Origin of the sequence: Marinobacter salinus (assembly GCF_001854125.1) — a bacterium.
Classification (GTDB): Bacteria; Pseudomonadota; Gammaproteobacteria; order Pseudomonadales; family Oleiphilaceae; genus Marinobacter; species Marinobacter salinus.
Genome location: NZ_CP017715.1, coordinates 1729251 through 1749098, shown reverse-complemented (window position 1 = coordinate 1749098; position 19848 = coordinate 1729251). Strand labels below are relative to the sequence as shown.

Below are 19848 nucleotides of genomic sequence, written 5' to 3'. Positions count from 1 at the left end.
GCCGACACCTGATGTCGGCTTTTTTGTGGACTCAGGGCTTTGTCCAAGGACTGTGACAGGTTACAGGTAATCCCGCTTTTCCCTGAACTCACACAGGTCCTCAATGGGGCAGGCTCCGCACTTCGGTTTACGCGCGGTGCAAATGTAACGGCCGTGGAGTATCAACCAGTGGTGAGCGTCTAGCAGGAATTCCTTGGGGACCAAACGCATCAAGCGCTTCTCCACTTCCAGAACGTTTTTCCCTGGCGCGATCCCGGTACGGTTTGCGACCCGGAAAATATGGGTGTCCACCGCCATGGCCATGTGCCCGAACGCGGTATTGAGAACCACATTAGCTGTTTTTCGTCCGACACCGGGCAGTGACTCAAGCTCTTCACGCTTTTCAGGAACCTGGCTGCCATGTTTTTCAATGAGAATACGACAGGTCTTGATTACGTTTTCGGCTTTGCTGCTAAACAGGCCAATGGTCTTGATGTATTCCTTTAGTCCGTCCACACCCAGCGCCAGAATCGCTTCTGGCGTATTGGCCACAGGGAAGAGCTTGTCTGTGGCCTTGTTGACACCCACATCGGTGGCCTGGGCCGAGAGAATGACCGCAATCAGTAACTCGAACGGTGAGGCGTAATTCAGCTCGGTTTCAGGGTTCGGATTTGCGTTCCGCAGTCGGGTAAAGATTTCAGTGCGTTTTTGCTTGTTCATCGGTATCTAAAGCGACCTTACCTGCGGTTCAGGAAACATTGCCAGTGACACGCACCCGCTTGTTTCCGGGTGCAACGGGCATTGGCTCTTCGACTTTTTGACGCTCTGCCAGATGATGATCAACACGGTTTTTGAGCGCGATGAGCAGCCCAAGCCCAATAAAAGCTCCGGGCGGCAGAACCATGAACAGCATGTTGGGATAGTTCTCGAACGGGCGTAACACCCAGTCAGCAGCCATGGGGCCAAGTAACAGGTTCATGTCCACAAACAGGGTACCCTGACCAAAAAGCTCACGCATGCCGCCGAGCACAATGAGTACCGACAGGAAGCCCAGTCCCATCATCGCACCATCCAGCAACGCCGGGCCGGGGGCATTTCGTGAAGCGAATGCATCGGCTCGACCCAGGATGGCACAGTTAGTCACAATCAGCGGAATAAAAATGCCCAGAATCTGGTAAAGCTCATAGGTAAACGCCTGCATCAATAATTCGGCACAGGTTACGAAGGAGGCGATGATCATCACGAAAGCCGGCAGCCGGACGGACTCACTGACAAAGTTCCGGATCAGCGACACGGCGAGATTCGACCCCATAAGAACCATCGTTGTCGCAAGGCCAAGGCCAACAGCATTGACAACAGTGCTGGTCACGGCGAGCAGAGGACAAAGTCCGAGTACCTGAACCAGGGCCGGGTTATTGGTCCACAGCCCGTCGCGTATGATTTCTCTGGAAGTTTTAGTGGCCATGATTATGAATGCTCCGAACGGGTTGACTCACCGGCAATGGATTCCGGAGAAAGGGCACCGTCCCTCATTTGTGGCGTTTCGTTAAGACGTTCCCTGATCGCTTCCCGGTTTTTGCGGAAATAGATCAGGGCCTTCTTTACTGCTTTGACCACCGCCCTGGGTGTGATTGTCGCGCCGGTAAACTCATCGAAGTCTCCGCCGTTTTTCTTGACGTTCCACTCCCGATGGGGCGGCTCGCCCAGTGAACGCCCGTCAAAGCTCCTGATCCAGGGAGACTTTTTGGTTTCAATGCGGTCTCCGAGCCCAGGGGTTTCCTTATGGCTGGTGACGCGCACTCCCAGAATTGTACCTTCCATGTCTACTCCGACAAGTAGCTTGATATTCCCGGAATAGCCGTCGGTCGCAATGACGGGCATGATGATGCCGGTCGGCTGACTGCCCCGACGGGCAACCCAAACAGTCAATGGGCCTTTGGTTGCCAGTTGGTCGCTGGCGGGGAGCTGAACGGTATCTTTTAGCAGGTCATTGTCACGCATGCTTTCCGGAATGATCTCGAACAATGCCTTGGCCTCGGCCCGGGCCGCCTGTTCCTGGATTCGCTGTTCGGTGAAGGCTTGGGTAACGGCGATGGTGCCTCCGGTGATCACAGCGAACAGACCAAGGCCAATGGCGCTGCGACGTATTGACTGCCCAAGTGCTGCCATATCCTATCCCTGATCCCTGCTTGCCAGACCCCGACGGGGCTTGTGATGCCCGTAGGTTCTTGGTGGTGTGTAATGGTCGATGAATGGCACCGCAAAGTTCATCAACAGAACGCTGAAAGCCACGGCATCGGGGTAGTTGCCCCAGGTTCGAATCAGGTAAATGAGAATTCCGATGCCCGCCCCATAGATCAGTTTGCCCTGATGGCTGGTAGCAGCAGAAACCGGATCCGTCGCAATGAAGAAGGCCCCGAGCATGGTGCCTCCGGCCAGGAGATGAAGCGTTACCGGGGCATACTGATCTGCGTTATTACCGAAAGCCAGGCTCATGATGGTTAGCCCGGCCAGGAAAGCAACCGGGATATGCCAGGTGATGATCCGAAGGACTACCAGCAACAGCCCTCCGGCCAGGAATGCGGCATTAACCCATTCCCAGCCCCGGGCAACGCCAGTGCCAAAAGTGGGGTGTCTGAGCACTTCCTCGGCGGTGTGTGTTGCGATTTTGTGTTTGTACTCGTCCAGGGGGGTTGCCATCGTCCAGCCGTCCACAGCGGTTTGCTTGGCGGAGATAATGGTGCCCAGGGTTTCACCAAAACCGGGAGCGCCTTTCCAGAGCATGGCAGGCTCGGCCCAGTTGGTGGTCATGGCAACCGGGAAGGAGATAAGCACGAGGGCGTAACCGACCATGGCAGGGTTGAACGGATTGGAGCCGAGGCCGCCGTACAGCTGTTTGGCGACGACAATGGCAGAAATAACCGCAATGGCAGATACCCACAGAGGTAAAAACTGGGGCAGGGACAGGCCCAGCAAGAGGCCGGTTACCGCAGCGGTATTGTCTTTGAGAAAGAATGCCACCGGCTTGTTCCGGAGCGCCAGAATGGCCGCTTCGGAAGCCAGTGCCACGGCTATGCACCAAATGACATTGATCAGATTGCCCCAGCCGAAGAACAGGGTCTGGGCCAACAGGCCCGGCAGAGCGGCAATAATCACCCAGAGCATGACCCGCGAGGTGGGGCGGGCATTGTGGGCATGGGGTGACGACTGTTGAACAAATGCCATGAATGTCGGGCCTGAATTCGGTTAATCGGTTGACTGGGATTCTGTCTGATTTGCCAGTTGTTTGCGGGCATCCGCCAAGGCGTTTTCCGCTCGCTTTACCCGGTCATGGTTCTTCGCGACTGCCCGTTCCAGCTTGTCCACGTTATCGGCCTGCTGCGCTTTGGCGTCATCCAGCATGCCCTGCATGGTCGCAAGCTTGGATTGCGCATGAGCGAGCTGTTTTTCCAGGTCCGGAATGTCGGGCGTTTCCCCAGCAGGCACATCAGCGTCGGTTTTTGCGGTATCGGCCTTGGCCTTTTTGCGGGCAAGTGCCTGTTGAACCAGAGCCGCCTTGGCTGCTCGCTCGTCTGTTGCCTCGCCTTCCGCAGAGGCGTTCTGGGCTTCCGCCTGCTTCTTCGCCTGGGCCTCGGCTGCCGCTTTTGCGCGTTCTTTGCGGCGCTGTTCTTTCTCTTGTTGCTCGCGCTCCAGGCGGGCCTGGCGAGCTTCAAAACGTTCCCTTGCTCGGTCAGCCTTCAGCTGTTCGGCTTTTTGAATACGAATTTCGCCCTTGGCATAGCGATAGTACTGCACCAGGGGAATCGAACTGGGGCATACGTAAGAGCAGGCACCGCACTCGATGCAGTCAAACAGATTCAGATGCTCTGCTTTTTCAAACTCGGACGCTTTGGAATGCCAGAATAGTTGCTGGGGCAGCAGCCCCATGGGGCAAACTTCGGCACACTCACCGCAGCGGATGCAGGGCTGTTCAGGCGGCGGTGCGGGCAGTTCGACGGCCGTGGCGGCGATCACGCAATTGCTCGTCTTGATGACGGGGACAGCGGTGGTATGCAGTGTGTAACCCATCATGGGGCCGCCCATCACAAGCCGGCTAACCCTCTCAGCCTCGAGGCCGGCCTGTTCCAGCAGGTACTCGACCGGCGTGCCAATAAGTGCCTCGAAATTGCCTGGTTCCCGAACGGCCTCGCCGGTAATAGTGACAATCCGGGAAATCAGGGGCTTGCCTTCGAAGACGGCCCTGGCGACGGCAACTGCCGTTCCGATGTTCTGGCACATAACGCCGATGTCCGCGGGTATACCACCGCTGGGCACTTCCATGCCCGTGAGAATCTCAATGAGCTGCTTTTCACCACCGGACGGGTACTTGGTCGGAATTACCGCAAGTTCGATTTGCGTGCCCTCAGTGGCTTTGCGCATGGCATCAACAGCTTCGGGCTTGTTGTCTTCGACGCCAATCACGCAGCGCTCGGGGCGAAGAATCCAGGCCATGATCTTGAGGCCGGCCACAACCTCGTCGGCCTGCTCTCGCATGGTCATGTCATCGGCGGTAATGTAGGGCTCGCATTCGGCGCCATTGAGAATCAGCGTGCTGACTTTCCGGTCCCGGGGAGGGCGCAACTTGATATCGGTGGGGAAGCCTGCGCCCCCCAGTCCGCATACTCCGGCTTCGCGGATAATTCTTAGCACTTCGTCCCTTTCCATCCCGCGATAGTCACTGATGGGAGACAGTGGTAACCACTGGTCTTCGCCGTCCGGTTTCAGTGTGATACAGCGGTCGTTCATGCCGGAAGGGTGGGGAACAGGTAAATCAGCAATATTTTCAATGATTCCTGACGTTGGGGCGTGGATTGGAACCCCCATGCCCATGGTCACATCGGCTATTTTCTGACCTTTGAGTACGCGGTCACCCCTGTTCACAACTGCTTCGGCGGGCTCTCCGATATGCTGCTGCAACGGCAGAACCAGTAGGTCAGGTATGCCGGCAACGCGAACTGGGCGGGCCGTGGACTGATGCTTGTTTTCGGCAGGATGAACGCCGCCGGAGAAGTTCCATAACTGAGTCATCAGGCGCTCACTCCCCGGCGGTCGGTAGCGATGATGTCCGGTTCCGGTGGTGTCCAGGTCCAGGTCCGAATGTCGGGCTCAACCGTCACCATATCGATACAGTCAACGGGGCAGGGCTCAACACAGAGATCGCAGCCGGTGCACTCGCTTTCAATGACCGTATGCATGTGCTTGGCTGCGCCAAGAATCGCATCTACCGGGCATGCCTGAATGCATTTGGTACAGCCTATGCATTCATCCTCGCGAATCACGGCAACCCGTTTGGCCTGCTCGACGCCATGCTCTGCATCCAGCGGCTGGGGTTCGATATCAAGCAGATCCGCCAGCGCCTTGATAGTGGACTCGCCACCCGGTGGGCACTTATTGATAGGGCCGCCCTCGGCGATAGATTCGGCGTAGGGCCGGCAGCCGGGGAAACCACACTGGCCGCACTGGGTTTGAGGGAGCAACGCGTCAATCTGGTCCACCAGGGGGTTGCCTTCGACCTTGAACTGTTCCGACGCAAAGCCCAGCAGACCGCCAAAGACCATGGCAAGGGCCAGCAGTACCAGAACAGCGATAATGATGCCTGTCCACATAAAGCGCGTCTCCGTTAAACGCTGACCAGACCAGTGAAGCCCAGGAACGCCAGTGACATCAACCCTGCGGTTACCATACCAATGGCGGCACCCCGGAAAGAAACGGGAACGTCGGCCACAGCGATACGCTCGCGCATCGCGGCGAACAGCACCAGCACCAGTGAAAAGCCTGCGGCGGCGCCAAAACCATAGAGTACAGATTCAACGAAGTTATTGTTTTTATTAAGATTGAGAAGTGCAACGCCAAGCACCGCGCAGTTCGTTGTTATCAGCGGCAGAAATATGCCCAGTACGCGGTAGAGCAAAGGGCTGGTTTTGTGAACGACCATTTCTGTGAACTGGACCACGACGGCAATCACCAGAATAAACGTGATCGTCTTCAGGAATGCCAGGTCCAGAGGTGCCAGAAGATAGGTATAGGCCAGGTAGCTGCAGACTGACGACAGCGTCAGCACAAAGGTGGTCGCCAGGGACATGCCCATGGCGGTTTCCAGCTTCCCGGACACCCCCATAAACGGGCACAGCCCCAGAAACTGAACCAACACAAAGTTGTTCACCAGGATGGTGCTGACCAGGATGAGTAGATACTCTGACATCAGAGCTGCCCTCTGCCTCGCTGACGGGTTACATGATCCGCATGCCGGGTGTGGCGCCGGAGTCCGGCGAAAGGATAAAGATTTCTTTACCGCCGGGACCTGCTGCCAGAACCATGCCTTCCGACATACCGAATTTCATTTTCCGGGGTTTCAGATTGGCCACCATCACCGTCAGGCGACCTTCCAGATCTTCCGGTTTATAGGCTGACTTGATACCAGCAAATACGTTCCGCTCGCCATGCCCTATATCAAGTGTCAGGCGAAGAAGCTTGTCGGCCCCCTCAACATGTTCCGCTTTGACAATTTTAGCGACCCTGAGGTCGGTTTTCGCAAAATCGTCGAATTCTATCTCATCCGCAACCGGTTCCAGATTGGGAGCGGGCGCGGGCTTGCCCGTCGCAGCAGGCAGCTCTTCTTTTGACGCGTCCAGCATCTTCTCGATCTGCGCCATGTCGACCCGGTTCATCAGCGGCTTGAATTTGTTTATGCCGTGGTTCTCCAGACGCTGAGCACGCTTGTTCCAGTCCAGGCGGGCGTTCAGGAATGCTTCTGATGCTTCAGCGGTTTCCGGGAGTACCGGTGCAAGGTAGGTCATTAGCAGGTGAAACATATTGATCGCGTTGGTGCAGATGGCCTGCAGATTGTCCTCCTGGCCCTCCTGCTTGGCGATCACCCAGGGTTGCTCGTCGTTCACATACTGGTTGGCGATATCTGCCAGCTCCATAATCCGGCGCATGGCGCGGCCAAACTCCCGGGCTTCGTAGAACTCCTCGATTTCGTTGCCGGCATCGATGAACTCCTTGATTTTGGTATGTTCGGTAACCTGTCCCAGCTGGCCGTCAAAACGCTTGGTGATAAAGCCGGCGCTCCGACTGGCAATATTGACCACCTTGCCTACCAGATCGGAGTTTACCCGAGCCGCAAAATCTTCCAGGTTCAGGTCCATGTCATCGACGCTGCCGGTCAGTTTGGCTGCGAAGTAGTAACGCAGGTATTCCGGCTTCAGGTGGTCCAGGTACGTGCGGGCCATGATGAAGGTGCCGCGGGACTTGGACATCTTTTTGCCGTTAACGGTCACAAAGCCGTGTGCCCAGACCGCCGTTGGCGTGCGGAAACCGGCATCGTGCAGCATGGACGGCCAGAACAGGGCATGGAAGTTGATGATGTCCTTGCCAATGAAGTGGTACACCTCAGCGGTGGAATCGGCCTTCCAGAAGTGCTCGAAATCGATGTTTTCCCGGTTACACAGGTTTTTGAAGCTGGCGAGGTAGCCGATAGGCGCATCCAGCCAGACATAGAAGTATTTACCTGGCGCGTCCGGAATCTCGAAGCCGAAGTAGGGCGCATCGCGGCTGATATCCCATTCCTGCAACCCAGCGTCCAGCCACTCGGCCAGCTTGTTTGCCACCTGTGGCTGCAATGTGCCGCTCCGGGTCCATTTGGCCAGGAAATCGGCAAAATCAGGCAGCTTGAAGAAATAGTGCTCGGACTCTTTCTCAATTGGCGTGGCGCCGGATACCGCAGAGCGTGGATTAATCAGCTCCGCTGGCGTGTAGGTCGCTCCACAAGCCTCGCAATTGTCACCGTACTGGTCCTCCGTCTTGCACTTCGGGCAGGTTCCCTTGATGAAGCGGTCCGCCAGGAACATGTTTTTTTCCGGGTCAAAGGATTGGGTGATCTTGCGCGTAGCAATGTGTCCGTTTTCCTGCAGCTGCCGGTAGATGTACTCGGAGAACTGCCGGTTTTCCTCGGAATGGGTGGTGTAGTAATTGTCGAAGCGGATGTGGAAGCCCGCAAAATCCTGCTGATGCTCGTCGCGAATGCGATCAATCAGTTTCTCCGGGGTGATGCCTTCCCGCTCGGCACGCAGCATAATGGCTGTTCCATGGGCATCATCAGCGCAAACGTAGTAGCAGTTCTGGCCCCGCATTCTCTGATAACGCGCCCAGATGTCGGTCTGAATGTATTCCAGCAAATGGCCCAGGTGAATTGGGCCGTTGGCATACGGCAGGGCGCTGGTGACCAGAATATCGCGCTGTTGCTTTGAACTCGCTTGCGTCATGGTGTGTCCGAACCTTTCAGTCAGTAAGGGTTGGCAATAAAACAGAGTAATGGGCGTCCCGATTGCAAATTTTGGCGTATCTTGCGCCAAGTGGTGACCCCATATGGCCAGAAACGGGCACAGATGATACCTTCCGAGCAGATATTTTTCATCCGAATCACCTGTTTTCATGCCTAAAAACAAGCATGAGCTTATTCCGGAGAACCCGATGACACAGATTTCAGAACAGGCCCTGCAAACCGCGGTTCGTGAATACCGTGATCCCTATCTTCAAAAGGATCTTTACGAGCTGGGTGCTGTGAAGTCACTGATCGCCGACGATGCTGGTAACGTGACCCTGATGGTCGAGTTGCCATACCCCTCCAAAGGCATTGCAGGTGCCCTGAAACAGCTGGTTTCCGTCGCGCTGGAGAACGTCGACGGCGTTGAGCATGCCGACGTGCACGTGGGCCAGAAGATCCACTCGTACAAAGTGCAGAAAGACTTGCCTTCCGTTCCGGGTGTTAAAAACATCATTGCGGTCGCATCCGGCAAAGGCGGTGTGGGCAAATCCACCACCGCCGTCAACCTGGCCCTGGCCCTGCAGGCCGAAGGCGCCCGCGTGGGCATTCTTGATGCCGATATCTATGGCCCCAGCATCGGAATGATGCTCGGCGTACCCGAAGGCAAGCGCCCCGAGACCCGCGAAAACAAATACTTCGTGCCCATGGATGCCCACGGCCTTCAGGCCAACTCCATGGCGTTTGTGGTCACTGAAAAAACACCCATGGTCTGGCGTGGCCCCATGGTCAGCGGCGCGGTCATGCAGCTGCTGCAACAGACCCTCTGGAACGAACTCGACTACCTCATCATCGACATGCCCCCTGGTACCGGCGACATACAGCTCACCCTGGCACAGAAAGTCCCGGTCACCGGCGCAGTGATCGTCACCACCCCCCAGGACATTGCCTTGCTGGATGGTAAAAAAGGCATTGAAATGTTCCGCAAAGTCGACATCCCGGTGCTGGGCGTTGTTGAAAACATGAGCGTGCACATCTGCAGCAACTGCGGCCACGAAGAGCCGCTCTTCGGGCACGGCGGCGGCGCGCGCATCGCCGAGGAATACGACACCACACTTCTCGGCCAACTGCCCCTGCACATGACCATCCGCGAACAGACCGACGGTGGCACACCCTCCGTTATTGCCGAACCGGACTCCGAAGTGGCCCGCCGGTATCGTGATATTGCCAGAAGGGTAGGGGCCGAATTGTCGACACGCGAGCGGAACCTCTCTGGTTCGATCTCAAGCGTTTCAGTGACCGAGCACTGAAGCAGGTAAGAAGGCGAATGCCTGGCTACTTGAATCGCGAGGTTGGGGCACGCTTTTCAAAACTGTAGAGGGCCACGGACGGCCCGAAACAAGCGTACACGGACGTGCTTGTAGCGTGTTTTGGAAAGCGTGCCTCAACCTTGCAGCCCCCATAGCAGGCCGTCCTGTAATAAAGCGAGCAGACTTCGACAGACTGGGCGCTAACGGGTAAACTACGCCTCAATTTTTTTCCCCAGTGATTACGAGACTTCGCCAATGAGCATCAAAGCCGACAAGTGGATTCGCCGGATGTCCGAACAACACGGCATGATAGAACCGTTCGAGAGCGGACAGGTTCGTGAAACCGAAAAAGGCCGCGTGATCTCTTACGGCACCTCCAGCTATGGCTACGACGTACGCTGCAGCAACGAATTCAAAATCTTCACCAACGTCCACTCTGCCACCGTGGACCCAAAGAACTTCGACGAAAACAGCTTCGTCAACTACACCGGCGATGTCTGTATCATCCCGCCGAATTCCTTTGCTCTGGCCCGCACCGTGGAATACTTCCGCATACCACGCAGCGTACTCACCATCTGCCTCGGCAAATCCACATACGCTCGTTGCGGCATCATCGTCAACGTCACCCCGCTTGAGCCCGAGTGGGAAGGTCAGGTAACCCTGGAGTTTTCCAATACCACCAACCTCCCGGCCAAAATCTACGCCAACGAAGGCGTGGCCCAGATGCTCTTCTTCGAATCCGACGAGATCTGCGAGACCAGCTACAAAGACCGGGGCGGCAAATATTTCGGCCAGACCGGCGTAACTCTGCCCAAGACATGAACGCCAACCAGTTTCTTAAAGCTGTTTCCCAGTTGCAGGGGTGGCGCGAATGCGCGTTCCTGCTTGCGCTCGCTGAGCGGTCGTTCCCGAACTATGCATTGTTCGCGGACGCTGTGGGTCTGAAAACCGGCGCCAAAATGCGGCAGATGCTGGATCTTGGCTGGGACATGCTGCAAAAAGACGTTGCTGAATCGGCTATTCCTCAGTTACTGGCCAAACTGGAAGCCCTGTCTCCGGATGTAAATGCCTACGATGCCTATGGGGTGTATCCGGCCTTTGATTTCTGCCAGCTGCTTGAGCAAGCACTGTTGAATCGTCTGAACCCCACAAAGCACCGGGCAACGGACGCTTCCCAGATGGCCACTGCCACTGTCATGGATTTTGTTGAGATGTCCGAAGGTGAGGATCTGGACGAAGATGAACTGGTGCGACTTCTGGACCAGCACCCGCTCATGAAAGAAGACAAGGCCTTTCAGCGCGATATCGTGCTGGCACTCAAGCGTCAGCGCACCCCGACAAAGCAGTTTGTGGAAAAGCTGCTGGCTGACGCCGCTAACGACGGTGTCAGCAATCTGGGAATCTCTCTGGCAGAATGACGCCAGCTATTGGGTGCGGGCTACACTGTTTCTGACACCCCGGTTTTATCCCATTGAATGCAAGACGGATTTGACGCCATGAAGCTCTCTGCGTTTGGTCGCAAGTTTACTGCCGATGCCGGCATCACCTCGTTGATGGATGATCTGGGTAATGCCATGGCATCCGGCGACGACATGATCATGATGGGTGGCGGTAATCCCGGCCACATTCCGGAAATACAGCGGCGGGTCCAGGAAATTCTGGCGGAGATGAGCCAGAGCGAAAGCGATGTGCGCCGCCTGGTTGGAGTCTATGACCCGCCCCAGGGTGAAAAACAGTTCATCGCGTCACTGGTTGACTTGCTGAACCGGGAGTATGGCTGGGGCCTGAGGCCAGAGAATATCGCCCTGACCAATGGCAGTCAGGCCGCTTTTTTCATGCTTTTCAATATGTTTGGTGGCGATTACGGAGACGGGCAGAGCAAACACATCCTGCTGCCCCTGGCGCCGGAGTATATCGGGTACGCCGATGCAGGCATTGAGCCTGGTTTGTTCCATGCGGTTCAGCCGGAAATCTCCTTCACCGATGCTCACGAATTCAAATACCGTGTAGACTTTGATGCCGTTGAGGTGACGGGCGAGACCGGTGCTGTGTGCGTATCCAGGCCGACCAACCCGACCGGCAATGTTGTTACGGACGAAGAGCTGGCCCGCCTTGAAGCGCTGGCGCGGGAGCAGGATGTTCCTCTGATTGTCGATGGTGCATACGGAACGCCATTCCCAAGCCTGTTGTTTGTGGACGCAAAGCCCACCTGGAATGAACAGATTATCTTGTGCCTGAGTCTGTCAAAACTGGGTATGCCGGCCGCCCGCACCGGCATCGTCATTGCGGCGGAGCCTATCATCAAGGCATTGTCGGGAATCAACGCCATCATGAACCTGGCCACGGGCAGTTTCGGTGCCATGTTGGCCGAGCCGATGGTTCGTTCTGGCGAGATCCTCTCCCTGAGTCGGGATGTGGTTTGTCCATTTTACAAAGCGAAAATGGAGAAGGCCGTAGCGACGTTCCGCGAGGCAATGGGTGAGGACAGTTGCCGCTGGTACATTCACAAGCCGGAAGGGGCGATGTTCCTCTGGTTATGGTTCCCGGATTTGCCAATTACCAGTCTGGAGCTGTACCAGCGTCTGAAGGCTCGAGGTGTGCTGGTGGTTTCCGGTCACTACTTCTTCCCCGGCCTCCCCGAGGATGACTGGAAACACTGCCACGAGTGCCTGAGGGTGACCTATTCCCAGGATGACGACAGGGTGGCGGAAGGTTTGCGGATTATCGCGAATGAAGTAAAAGCAGTATGGGCCGAAGCAGGACGGGCGGATTAACCGCCCAGAGCTGCCTGTTTCAGTTTGAGTTCGTATTTGCTGCCGTCGGGTTCTACCTGTAACAGCCGGATGAGTAAATAATCCTGATCCGGGGCGAACCACATCAATGTTTCGCGCTTTGCGCCTTCGCCCCTGACTTTCTCTGCCTTCAGTGTTGCTACGATCCCGTTGGGTGTTTTCAAGGGTTCCTCGTCAATCACGGCAAAGTGATCCTGGTCGTAGTCGCCGCCGTCGATAATCTGATAGGTCATGTCCCGCTTTCCGGCCCTGATATCATGGTGAAGCTGAAGCTGAAAACCCAATGGGTCCAGTGCGCCTTCCCGCAGTTCCAGCTTGAAAGGTTTGCCCCGATATTTTCCCGTCGCAAATCCGGTTTTCCAGTCAAAATCAATAGACTGTTCCCGGTCCTTCACCAGAAAGCCGGACAGCCGGTAGCGATAGCGCAGGGGCACAACCCGGTTGTTTTCCCATCTCAGCGTCAGGGACTCATCAATGTTTGCGATAAACGATTTCACGTCCGTCCGGTACAGCCAGACATCGTCGCCCTGGGATGTGAGCGTCCGTTTCGCGCTACCGTTCAGGGCAATGCCTTTTTCCATTGATGCTGTGTAGCTGGCTTCGAAGGGGGCAAGAAAGGGCTGTTCTTCCGCGAGCGTTATGGCAGGGATCGCGAAGGCGCCAAGGCATAGCAGGATTGCCATGCCCCGGGCCAGGGAGTTCGCGGTGTTTCGAATCGCTTGCATTGTCGGTAATTCCAAAGCTGTCATCTGTGACGACAGTCTAGCGGGTTACCAACGATGGGGAGATGACAATCCGTTCAGGGTGGGACTCAGTTATCAGGAAGCCGTGTGGGCTTCCCAATAGGCTCGCCATCAAACGCCACATAGTCACTGCCGAGCTGGATACGGCCTTCGCAGAACCAGCGAACCACGATCGGATAGAGAATGTGTTCCTTTTCCTGAACCTTCTCTGCCAGCGTCTCAGGAGTGTCGTCCGGAGTGACGTTAACCTCGGCCTGGGCGATCACCGGGCCGCCATCCAGTTCTTCTGTGACGAAATGAATGGATACGCCATGAAGCTTGTCGCCGGCTTCCAGCACCCTTTTATGAGTGTTGAGCCCGGTGTAGTCCGGAAGCAGTGATGGGTGGACATTGAGCATTTTGCCCCGGAACGCACGAACGAAATCCGTCGTGAGGATGCGCATAAAGCCGGCGAGCACCAACAGGTCCGGGTTGTGCCGACGAATCTCCGCCATCAGCGCCCCATCAAACTCCTCCCGGGAGCCGTACTTGGTGTGGTCGATAACGAAGGTTTCTATGTTGGCCTGCGCTGCCCGTTCTAGTGCAAATGCATTCGGCCGGTTGCAGCCGACAGCGATAATCTGGCCGGGGAAATCACGTTCCCGGCTGGCATCAATCAGCGCCTGCAGATTGGTGCCGCTACCTGAGGCGAGGACCAGAATACGGGGCAGGGTGGGCTGATCCGCTTTCATGACGAGACAAGTCCTGGTGCATAACGCACCACCGGATCGTTGTCGGCGCTTTCGGCGCTTTCAATAACGCCTACCTGCCACGCGGTCTCTCCCAGAGCGCTCAAGGTATCCAGTGCCAGCTCTTTCTGGTTGGCGGGAACGCAGACGATCATGCCAATGCCGCAGTTGAAGGTGCGGTACATTTCTTCGCCGGCGACTCCGCCAGCGTCTTTCAGCCACTGGAACACCGGGGGCAATTCCCAGCTGGAGGTGTCGATTGCAGCGACGCTGCCCTTCGGCAGAACCCTGGGGATGTTCTCCGGCAGGCCGCCGCCAGTAATGTGGGACATTGCCCGCACGTCCACTTCGCGAATCAGCTGGAGAAGATTCTTGACGTAAATGCGGGTCGGGGCCATCAGGGCGTTGGCCAGAGTACTGTCGCCCACAGGTTGATCCAGATCCGCGTTGCTGACTTCCAGGATTTTCCGGATTAGAGAGTAGCCATTGGAATGGGGGCCCGACGAGCCCAGTGCCAGTAACACGTCGCCGGACTGGACCCGGCTACCGTCGATGATTTCGCTGCGTTCGGCAATGCCAACGCAGAAACCCGCGAGATCATAGTCATCGCCCTCATACATGCCGGGCATTTCCGCAGTTTCGCCACCAACCAGCGAGCATCCAGCCTGCTCACAGCCTTCGCCGATGCCTGAAACAACTTGCGCCGCGATATCCACGTTCAGCTTGCCAGTGGCATAATAGTCGAGGAAAAACAGCGGCTCCGCACCGCCAACGATAAGGTCGTTCACGCACATGGCAACCAGGTCGATGCCGATCCGGTCATGCTTCTGCAGCTGCATGGCCAGGCGCAACTTGGTGCCGACACCATCTGTGCCTGACACCAGAACGGGCTCATTATAACCGGCAGGGATCGAGACCATGGCGCCAAACCCGCCCAGTCCGCCGAGAACTTCCGGGCGGCGGGTGCGCGCTGCGGTATTCTTGATGCGGCTTACGAGTTCATTGCCGGCGTCGATATCAACGCCAGCATCGCGGTAGGTCAGGGAGGGCTTCTGTTCGCTCATGGTGTACTTTAACCGTTGGCCAGTGGGTCAGGCGGCGGATTTTAACAGGTGCTGTGTAGGGCTCCAAATGTAATTCCTCGTATCGATTTAGCCTTTAAGGGCAAGTAGGCCAGCTGAGGTCAATATTGCTTTTCCGAAACCCCTGTCAGCTACTCACATCCGGGGGCATGGTGTATCCTATGCGCCATTCATGCGAACTGCAGGGTGTTTCATGTCAGTATCAGGATCAAAGGCGGCCTATAAGCCGGGACCGGCCGCATGGTTTGTCTTGCTAGGGTTATTTCTGGCGGCTATGAGTGCTCCGGCGACTGCTGTGACCGTTTCCGGCCTCTATGCTGTGGAGGTGCCAGTGACGGGGTCGTCACCGGAGCAGCTTGCGGAAGGTTACGCTGATGGTCTCGCGAAGGTGTTTGTACGCGTTTCAGGCACCCGTCAGGTCCTGGCCCGGGAGGGCGTCGATGACCTGCTCGCCGGCGCCGAGTCTTTATTATTGTCGTATCAGGTTCTTCGCGGCGAGTCCGGAGAAAGCCGGTTACGAATGACCTTTGGCGCCGTTGGTGTTAACCGCGCTCTGGCCTCGGTCGAGGCGCCGGTCTGGGGCGCTAATCGTCCCCTGACCCTGGCCTGGATTGCTGTTGAAGACCGGGGCTCCCGGTCACTCATTACCAGGAGCCGTGAATTGGCGACATCCGTAGCCGGGCAGACAACCAGTATCTGGCAGTCGGCATTTGAGCAGGCTGCCGAGGACAGGGGCCTTCCGGTCGTTCTGCCTGATGCAGGTTTCAGTGGTGACCGGGAGTTGCTCTCTGATATATGGGGCCAGTTCGTCAGTCGAATTAGTACTGTAACCGGCGAAACGGATCACGACGCCCTGGCGTTGGTTCGGGTCAGCCGAAATGGCGGGCAGTGGCGCGCGGGCTGGGTGTTCGATGGTATGGCGATGAATGCGGGTGAGGAATCGGTAACGGCAGCCACTCCCGAGGCGTTGGCTCAATCCGTTGTGAACCGGTGGGCAGAGTTGTATGCGAGCCGGTACGCTGTGGCGGCAGCGGAGGTGGGCGAATCGCCTCAGGTCGATATCGTGCTGCGAGGTGTTACCTCACTGGCGGATTACGGCAGGGTTAATGAGGTTCTTGAGGGACTTACGCCAGTTGTCAGTGCCGGAGCATCACGGGTCAAGGGTGAGCAGCTGACCATGAGGGTCGCGTTTTCAGGCGAGCTTGATCAGCTCAAGGAGTACATAGCGCTGGATCCGCGTTTTGTGGCCCTGGAACCGGAACAGAACCGAAGCGCCGGCCCGTCGCCTCTTGCTGAGGCACGGGTGCCCGACGCATCGGAAGAGGTTGACTCGACACCGAATGCATCGGAAATGCTGGAAACGCCGTCGAGCTCAGCCAATGGTGCAGAAGACGCCGAACAGACGATGTTTTCTTATCAGCCTATGCCAGTGGATGAACAGGAGGCCGAGCAGGTGTTTGAATCCCTGTATCAGGTCCTTTACTACCGTTGGCAGCCGGCTTCCGTCATCGGGAATGGTGACGGGCAATAGGGCGTTACCGGAGGGAGCCTTGTGAGTTTGGAACGCTGGCGCTGGATTCCCAATGCCCTGACGTTTTTGCGGATTCTGCTGATCGCTCCCTTTGCGGCCACATTGCTGGCCAGGGATTATCGTCTTTCGCTGCTGATCTTCTTCGTGGCTGCGGTGACCGACGCCTTTGACGGTTTTCTGGCCCGGCATTTTAACTGGCGCTCACGGTTCGGCGCGATCGCTGATCCATTAGCAGACAAGGCCCTGCTCATTACGGCCTATCTGATGCTGACGTTCACCGCTGTGCTCCCGGTGTGGCTATTCCTGCTGGTCCTTGGTCGGGACCTGTTGATTGTGGCGGGAGCCCTTGCTTATCACTACGGCGTCGGGCGGTTCGAAATGCAACCGAGCCTCCCAGGCAAAATAAATACTTTTATCCAGATCCTGGTGGTGCTTGCTATCATCATCCTGTTGGCCGGCTGGCCTATGCAGCCTTGGGTCCTGAAGGTGGGCATCCTGCTGGTGGCTGTTTCAGCGGTATTCAGTGGTGGTCACTACCTTGTGGTCTGGGGGATACGCGCATGGAGGGCCAAGGGCTCGTGAGTGCTTCACAACTGGCTCTTGGGGTCAAACTCCGGGACGATGCCCGCTTCGACAACTTCCACGGCGATCGCAATACCGGTGCGGCTTCTCGCCTGAAGGCCATTAGCGATCAGCCTGAAGGTATTCCTGTCGTGGTTATATGCGGCGATTCGGATACCGGGAAAAGTCATCTGCTTCAAGCTGTGTGCCATCACGCCGAGAGCCAGGGAAAGTCGGCGGTCTGTATCAGTATTGCCGAGTTGGAGCCTTTCGGCCCCGAGGCCCTCGCCGGCCTTGAAGAGCAGGACGTGATCTGCCTGGATGATCTCGACCGTGTTGCCGGCCTGCAGGCCTGGGAAGAGGCGGTTTTTCATCTATACAACCGTGCCCAGGACCGGGGTAGTTTGCTGGTGGTAAGCCTGTCCGAGGTTCCCGGGGCGTTGCCTCTTCACCTGCCAGATCTGGTGTCGAGGCTCAGTCATGGTCTGACAATTCAACTCGGGATTTATCGCGACGACGATCGTTTGAAGATCCTGATGGCTCGCGCGGAACAGCGTGGACTGGTGATGGGTGACGATGTCGCCGGATTTATCATGCGTCGCGCACCCCGGCGTCTTGGGGATTTGCTGGCAATTCTGGATACTCTGGATGAGAATTCGCTTCAGGCTCAGCGAAGGCTGACTATCCCGTTTGTAAAAACCGTAATGGGTTGGTAAGCGGAAGGTCAGTCGCAAAAACTATAAAGTGCGTAAGGGAGAGTCGACATGAGACGGGTTGTATTTAACCAGAAAGGCGGTGTAGGCAAGTCCAGCATTACCTGTAATCTGGCGGCCATCAGTGCTGCGAGGGGTAAGCGAACGCTGGTAGTGGACCTGGATCCACAGGGCAATTCGACCCATTACCTGTTGGGCAAGCCGGCCGGTGAACTGCGGGATACGGTGGCAGACATGCTGGAGCAAACCGTGGCCTTTACCGTTTTTAACCGCCGGCCGGATGAGTTTGTGCATGCTTCGCCTTTCGATAACCTGTTTGTCATGCCGTCCAGCCCGGAGCTCGATTTTCTTGAGCGCAAGCTTGAGGCCAAGCACAAGATCTATAAACTGCGTGAGGCTCTGAAGAAGCTTGGCGAGACCTTCGATGCCATCTACATCGATACCGCTCCGGCATTGAATTTTTATACCCGTTCAGCGTTGATCGCGGCGCAGCGTTGCCTGATTCCGTTCGATTGCGACGATTTTTCCCGGCAGGCGCTGTACAACATTCTGAATGAGATCCGTGATCTCCAGGAAGATCACAATGAGGATCTGGTCGTGGAAGGTATTGTTGCCAACCAGTTCCAACCGCGTGCCAGCCTGCCGAAACAGTTGGTGAAGGAGCTGACAGAAGAGGGATTGCCCGTTTTGCCGGTAAGGCTTTCCAGCTCGGTCAAGATGAAGGAATCCCATCAGGTCCGGCAACCACTCATTCACATGGCTCCCAAACATGCTCTGACCCGTCAGTACGAAGACCTGTTTCGTGTACTGCATGGTGAATCGGTGGAGCTGGAGCCACTGACCGACTAGAGACATTAAATTATGACAGATTCTTCTGGCCAGATTGGCCAGGTCGCAGACAGCCTGCTCCGAGTCGAGATTGAACTACGCCAGCTGGGTGTTTGGGAGTCAACGCAGCCTCCGGCGGAGGCGTTCCAGAGCGCTCAGCCTTTTTGTCTCGACACCCTGGAATTCACCCAGTGGCTTCAGTTTGTCTTCGTTGAGCGCATGAAGGTGATCATCGAAGGTGACCACCCACTACCCGCAGTTTCAGGTATTGCTCCCATGGCGGAGGAGCATTTTGGTGGGCGCCCGGAATCGGGCGAGAGGTTGATAAAGGAGCTTGAGACTATTGACCAGCTCTTATCCAGAGATTGATCAGTCCAGACGCATGGACAGATCGATGGCCTTGAGATCCTTGGTCAGTGCGCCAATGGAAATGAAATCCACCCCGGTTTCCGCCACGGGGACCAGCGTGTCCGCGTTTATGTTTCCGGAAGCTTCCAGTTTCGCTTTTCCATTGGTCTGAGCCACTGCGGCACGCATATCCCCGAGCGAGAATTCGTCCAGCATGATGATGTCGGCAGCGGCACTCAAGGCCTGGTCCAGCTCCTCCAGATTCTCTGTTTCCACTTCGACCGGCCTGCCTGGGGCGATCCGGCGGGCCTCGTTGATGGCTTGTGCAATCGAGCCGCAGGCGGCAATGTGGTTTTCCTTGATCAGGAACGCATCCCACAAACCAATCCGGTGATTGAAACAGCCTCCGCAGGTGACCGCGTACTTTAACGCGAGGCGCAATCCAGGCAGGGTTTTACGGGTATCGAGCAGGCGAACGCCGGTATGAGAAACCTTTTCAGCGTATGCCGAACAGGTTGTTGCTACACCCGAGAGTGTTTGGAGCCAGTTCAGCGCCGTGCGCTCAGCGGTCAGCAGGCTCCGTGCCTCGCCCTCCATGCGAAAGAGAACCTGCTCCGGTGCTACCTGGTCGCCGTCCTGGACCTGCCAGTGCAAAGCAACCGCCGGGTCAACCTGGCGAAAGACCTCGTTCACCCATTCACGGCCGGCGATGGTTGCCGGCTCCCGGGTAATGACACGGCCGGTCGCCCGCTTGTCAGCAGGAATCAGCTGAGCCGTAATGTCGCCATCGCCGATGTCTTCGCGCAGGCTCTGTGCGATGTTCTCAACTCGGGATTGGCGGAGAAGTTCTGCAGGAATCATGGTGATGGGTCCGGTCATATCTGGGGAGCAGGTTGTTGACATGTGGATTCTATAGGGCCTGTTCCGATTA

21 protein-coding genes are annotated in these 19848 nt (G+C 56.8%); 9 read left to right on the top strand and 12 right to left on the bottom strand.

The features are described 5' to 3' along the window. Nucleotides 1-60: 60 nt before the first annotated feature. Genes nth through metG form a run of 8 tightly spaced genes read right to left on the bottom strand, consistent with a single transcriptional unit; the run spans nt 61 to nt 8282 of the window. Nucleotides 61-699, bottom strand: coding sequence for an endonuclease III (nth, locus tag BKP64_RS08030; RefSeq protein ID WP_070968292.1), 639 nt, complete (start codon nt 697-699; stop codon nt 61-63). Between the two features lie 28 nt (nt 700-727). Then, entirely contained in the window at nt 728-1444 is a 717-nt protein-coding gene (locus tag BKP64_RS08025; RefSeq protein ID WP_070968290.1) for an electron transport complex subunit E, read from the bottom strand. Nucleotides 1445-1446: 2 nt separating this feature from the next. After that, complete coding sequence (gene rsxG, locus BKP64_RS08020; protein ID WP_070968287.1) at nt 1447-2148, bottom strand: electron transport complex subunit RsxG; 702 nt, start codon at nt 2146-2148, stop codon at nt 1447-1449. Between the two features lie 3 nt (nt 2149-2151). After that, nucleotides 2152-3204, bottom strand: a complete 1053-nt coding sequence (gene rsxD / locus BKP64_RS08015) for an electron transport complex subunit RsxD (protein ID WP_070968284.1) — start codon at nt 3202-3204, stop codon at nt 2152-2154. Nucleotides 3205-3225: 21 nt separating this feature from the next. Continuing rightward, the gene (gene rsxC, locus BKP64_RS08010; RefSeq protein WP_070968282.1) at nt 3226-5046 is read right to left on the bottom strand and encodes an electron transport complex subunit RsxC; all 1821 of its coding nucleotides are present in this window, start codon (nt 5044-5046) and stop codon (nt 3226-3228) included. Then, nucleotides 5046-5624 (bottom strand): electron transport complex subunit RsxB, encoded by a 579-nt coding sequence (gene rsxB, locus BKP64_RS08005; RefSeq protein WP_070968278.1) that lies wholly within the window; start codon nt 5622-5624, stop codon nt 5046-5048. The genes rsxC and rsxB overlap by 1 nt, the downstream gene beginning before the upstream one ends. Before the next feature lie 14 nt (nt 5625-5638). Beyond that, nucleotides 5639-6220: an electron transport complex subunit RsxA gene (gene rsxA / locus BKP64_RS08000; RefSeq protein ID WP_070968275.1), complete on the bottom strand. Its 582-nt coding sequence runs from the start codon at nt 6218-6220 to the stop codon at nt 5639-5641. Nucleotides 6221-6248: 28 nt separating this feature from the next. Then, nucleotides 6249-8282 carry a methionine--tRNA ligase gene (gene metG, locus BKP64_RS07995; protein ID WP_070973607.1) on the bottom strand — a complete coding sequence of 678 codons (2034 nt, stop codon included), beginning with the start codon at nt 8280-8282 and terminating at the stop codon, nt 6249-6251. Between the two features lie 208 nt (nt 8283-8490). Here metG and apbC point away from each other — a divergent pair, with 208 nt between their 5' ends. From apbC to BKP64_RS07975, 4 genes are all read left to right on the top strand, one after another. Continuing rightward, nucleotides 8491-9591 (top strand): iron-sulfur cluster carrier protein ApbC, encoded by a 1101-nt coding sequence (gene apbC, locus BKP64_RS07990; RefSeq protein ID WP_070968272.1) that lies wholly within the window; start codon nt 8491-8493, stop codon nt 9589-9591. Between the two features lie 255 nt (nt 9592-9846). Then, nucleotides 9847-10413: a dCTP deaminase gene (gene dcd, locus BKP64_RS07985; RefSeq protein ID WP_070968270.1), complete on the top strand. Its 567-nt coding sequence runs from the start codon at nt 9847-9849 to the stop codon at nt 10411-10413. Next, the gene (locus tag BKP64_RS07980; RefSeq protein ID WP_070968267.1) at nt 10410-11009 is read left to right on the top strand and encodes a YjaG family protein; all 600 of its coding nucleotides are present in this window, start codon (nt 10410-10412) and stop codon (nt 11007-11009) included. The genes dcd and BKP64_RS07980 overlap by 4 nt, the downstream gene beginning before the upstream one ends. Before the next feature lie 78 nt (nt 11010-11087). After that, nucleotides 11088-12365 (top strand): valine--pyruvate transaminase, encoded by a 1278-nt coding sequence (locus BKP64_RS07975; protein WP_070968263.1) that lies wholly within the window; start codon nt 11088-11090, stop codon nt 12363-12365. Here BKP64_RS07975 and BKP64_RS07970 read toward each other — a convergent pair. The 3 genes from BKP64_RS07970 to purM all read right to left on the bottom strand — a co-directional run bounded on the left by BKP64_RS07970 (nt 12362) and on the right by purM (nt 14918). Then, nucleotides 12362-13108 (bottom strand): DUF3108 domain-containing protein, encoded by a 747-nt coding sequence (locus tag BKP64_RS07970; protein ID WP_227515538.1) that lies wholly within the window; start codon nt 13106-13108, stop codon nt 12362-12364. The genes BKP64_RS07975 and BKP64_RS07970 overlap by 4 nt on opposite strands. Before the next feature lie 86 nt (nt 13109-13194). Continuing rightward, the gene (gene purN / locus BKP64_RS07965) at nt 13195-13857 is read right to left on the bottom strand and encodes a phosphoribosylglycinamide formyltransferase (protein ID WP_070968260.1); all 663 of its coding nucleotides are present in this window, start codon (nt 13855-13857) and stop codon (nt 13195-13197) included. Then, nucleotides 13854-14918 (bottom strand): phosphoribosylformylglycinamidine cyclo-ligase, encoded by a 1065-nt coding sequence (purM, locus tag BKP64_RS07960; protein WP_070968257.1) that lies wholly within the window; start codon nt 14916-14918, stop codon nt 13854-13856. The genes purN and purM overlap by 4 nt, the downstream gene beginning before the upstream one ends. A gap of 211 nt (nt 14919-15129) precedes the next feature. On the opposite strand from purM, the gene BKP64_RS07955 reads away from it, so the two are divergent. From BKP64_RS07955 to BKP64_RS07935, 5 genes are read left to right on the top strand one after another with little or no spacing between them, the layout of a single operon-like run. Continuing rightward, nucleotides 15130-16467: a DUF2066 domain-containing protein gene (locus BKP64_RS07955; protein ID WP_227515537.1), complete on the top strand. Its 1338-nt coding sequence runs from the start codon at nt 15130-15132 to the stop codon at nt 16465-16467. A gap of 21 nt (nt 16468-16488) precedes the next feature. Continuing rightward, nucleotides 16489-17049, top strand: a complete 561-nt coding sequence (locus BKP64_RS07950; RefSeq protein WP_070968253.1) for a CDP-alcohol phosphatidyltransferase family protein — start codon at nt 16489-16491, stop codon at nt 17047-17049. Beyond that, entirely contained in the window at nt 17028-17744 is a 717-nt protein-coding gene (gene hda / locus BKP64_RS07945; protein ID WP_070968250.1) for a DnaA regulatory inactivator Hda, read from the top strand. The genes BKP64_RS07950 and hda overlap by 22 nt, the downstream gene beginning before the upstream one ends. Before the next feature lie 48 nt (nt 17745-17792). Beyond that, nucleotides 17793-18590 carry a ParA family protein gene (locus tag BKP64_RS07940; protein ID WP_070968248.1) on the top strand — a complete coding sequence of 266 codons (798 nt, stop codon included), beginning with the start codon at nt 17793-17795 and terminating at the stop codon, nt 18588-18590. A 12-nt stretch (nt 18591-18602) separates the two neighbouring features. Continuing rightward, the gene (locus tag BKP64_RS07935) at nt 18603-18938 is read left to right on the top strand and encodes a YqcC family protein (protein ID WP_070968245.1); all 336 of its coding nucleotides are present in this window, start codon (nt 18603-18605) and stop codon (nt 18936-18938) included. Here BKP64_RS07935 and nadC read toward each other — a convergent pair whose 3' ends face one another. Beyond that, on the bottom strand, nt 18939-19778 hold the full coding sequence (gene nadC, locus BKP64_RS07930) for a carboxylating nicotinate-nucleotide diphosphorylase (RefSeq protein ID WP_070968242.1): 840 nt from the start codon (nt 19776-19778) through the stop codon (nt 18939-18941). It lies immediately after the preceding gene. Nucleotides 19779-19848: the final 70 nt, after the last annotated feature.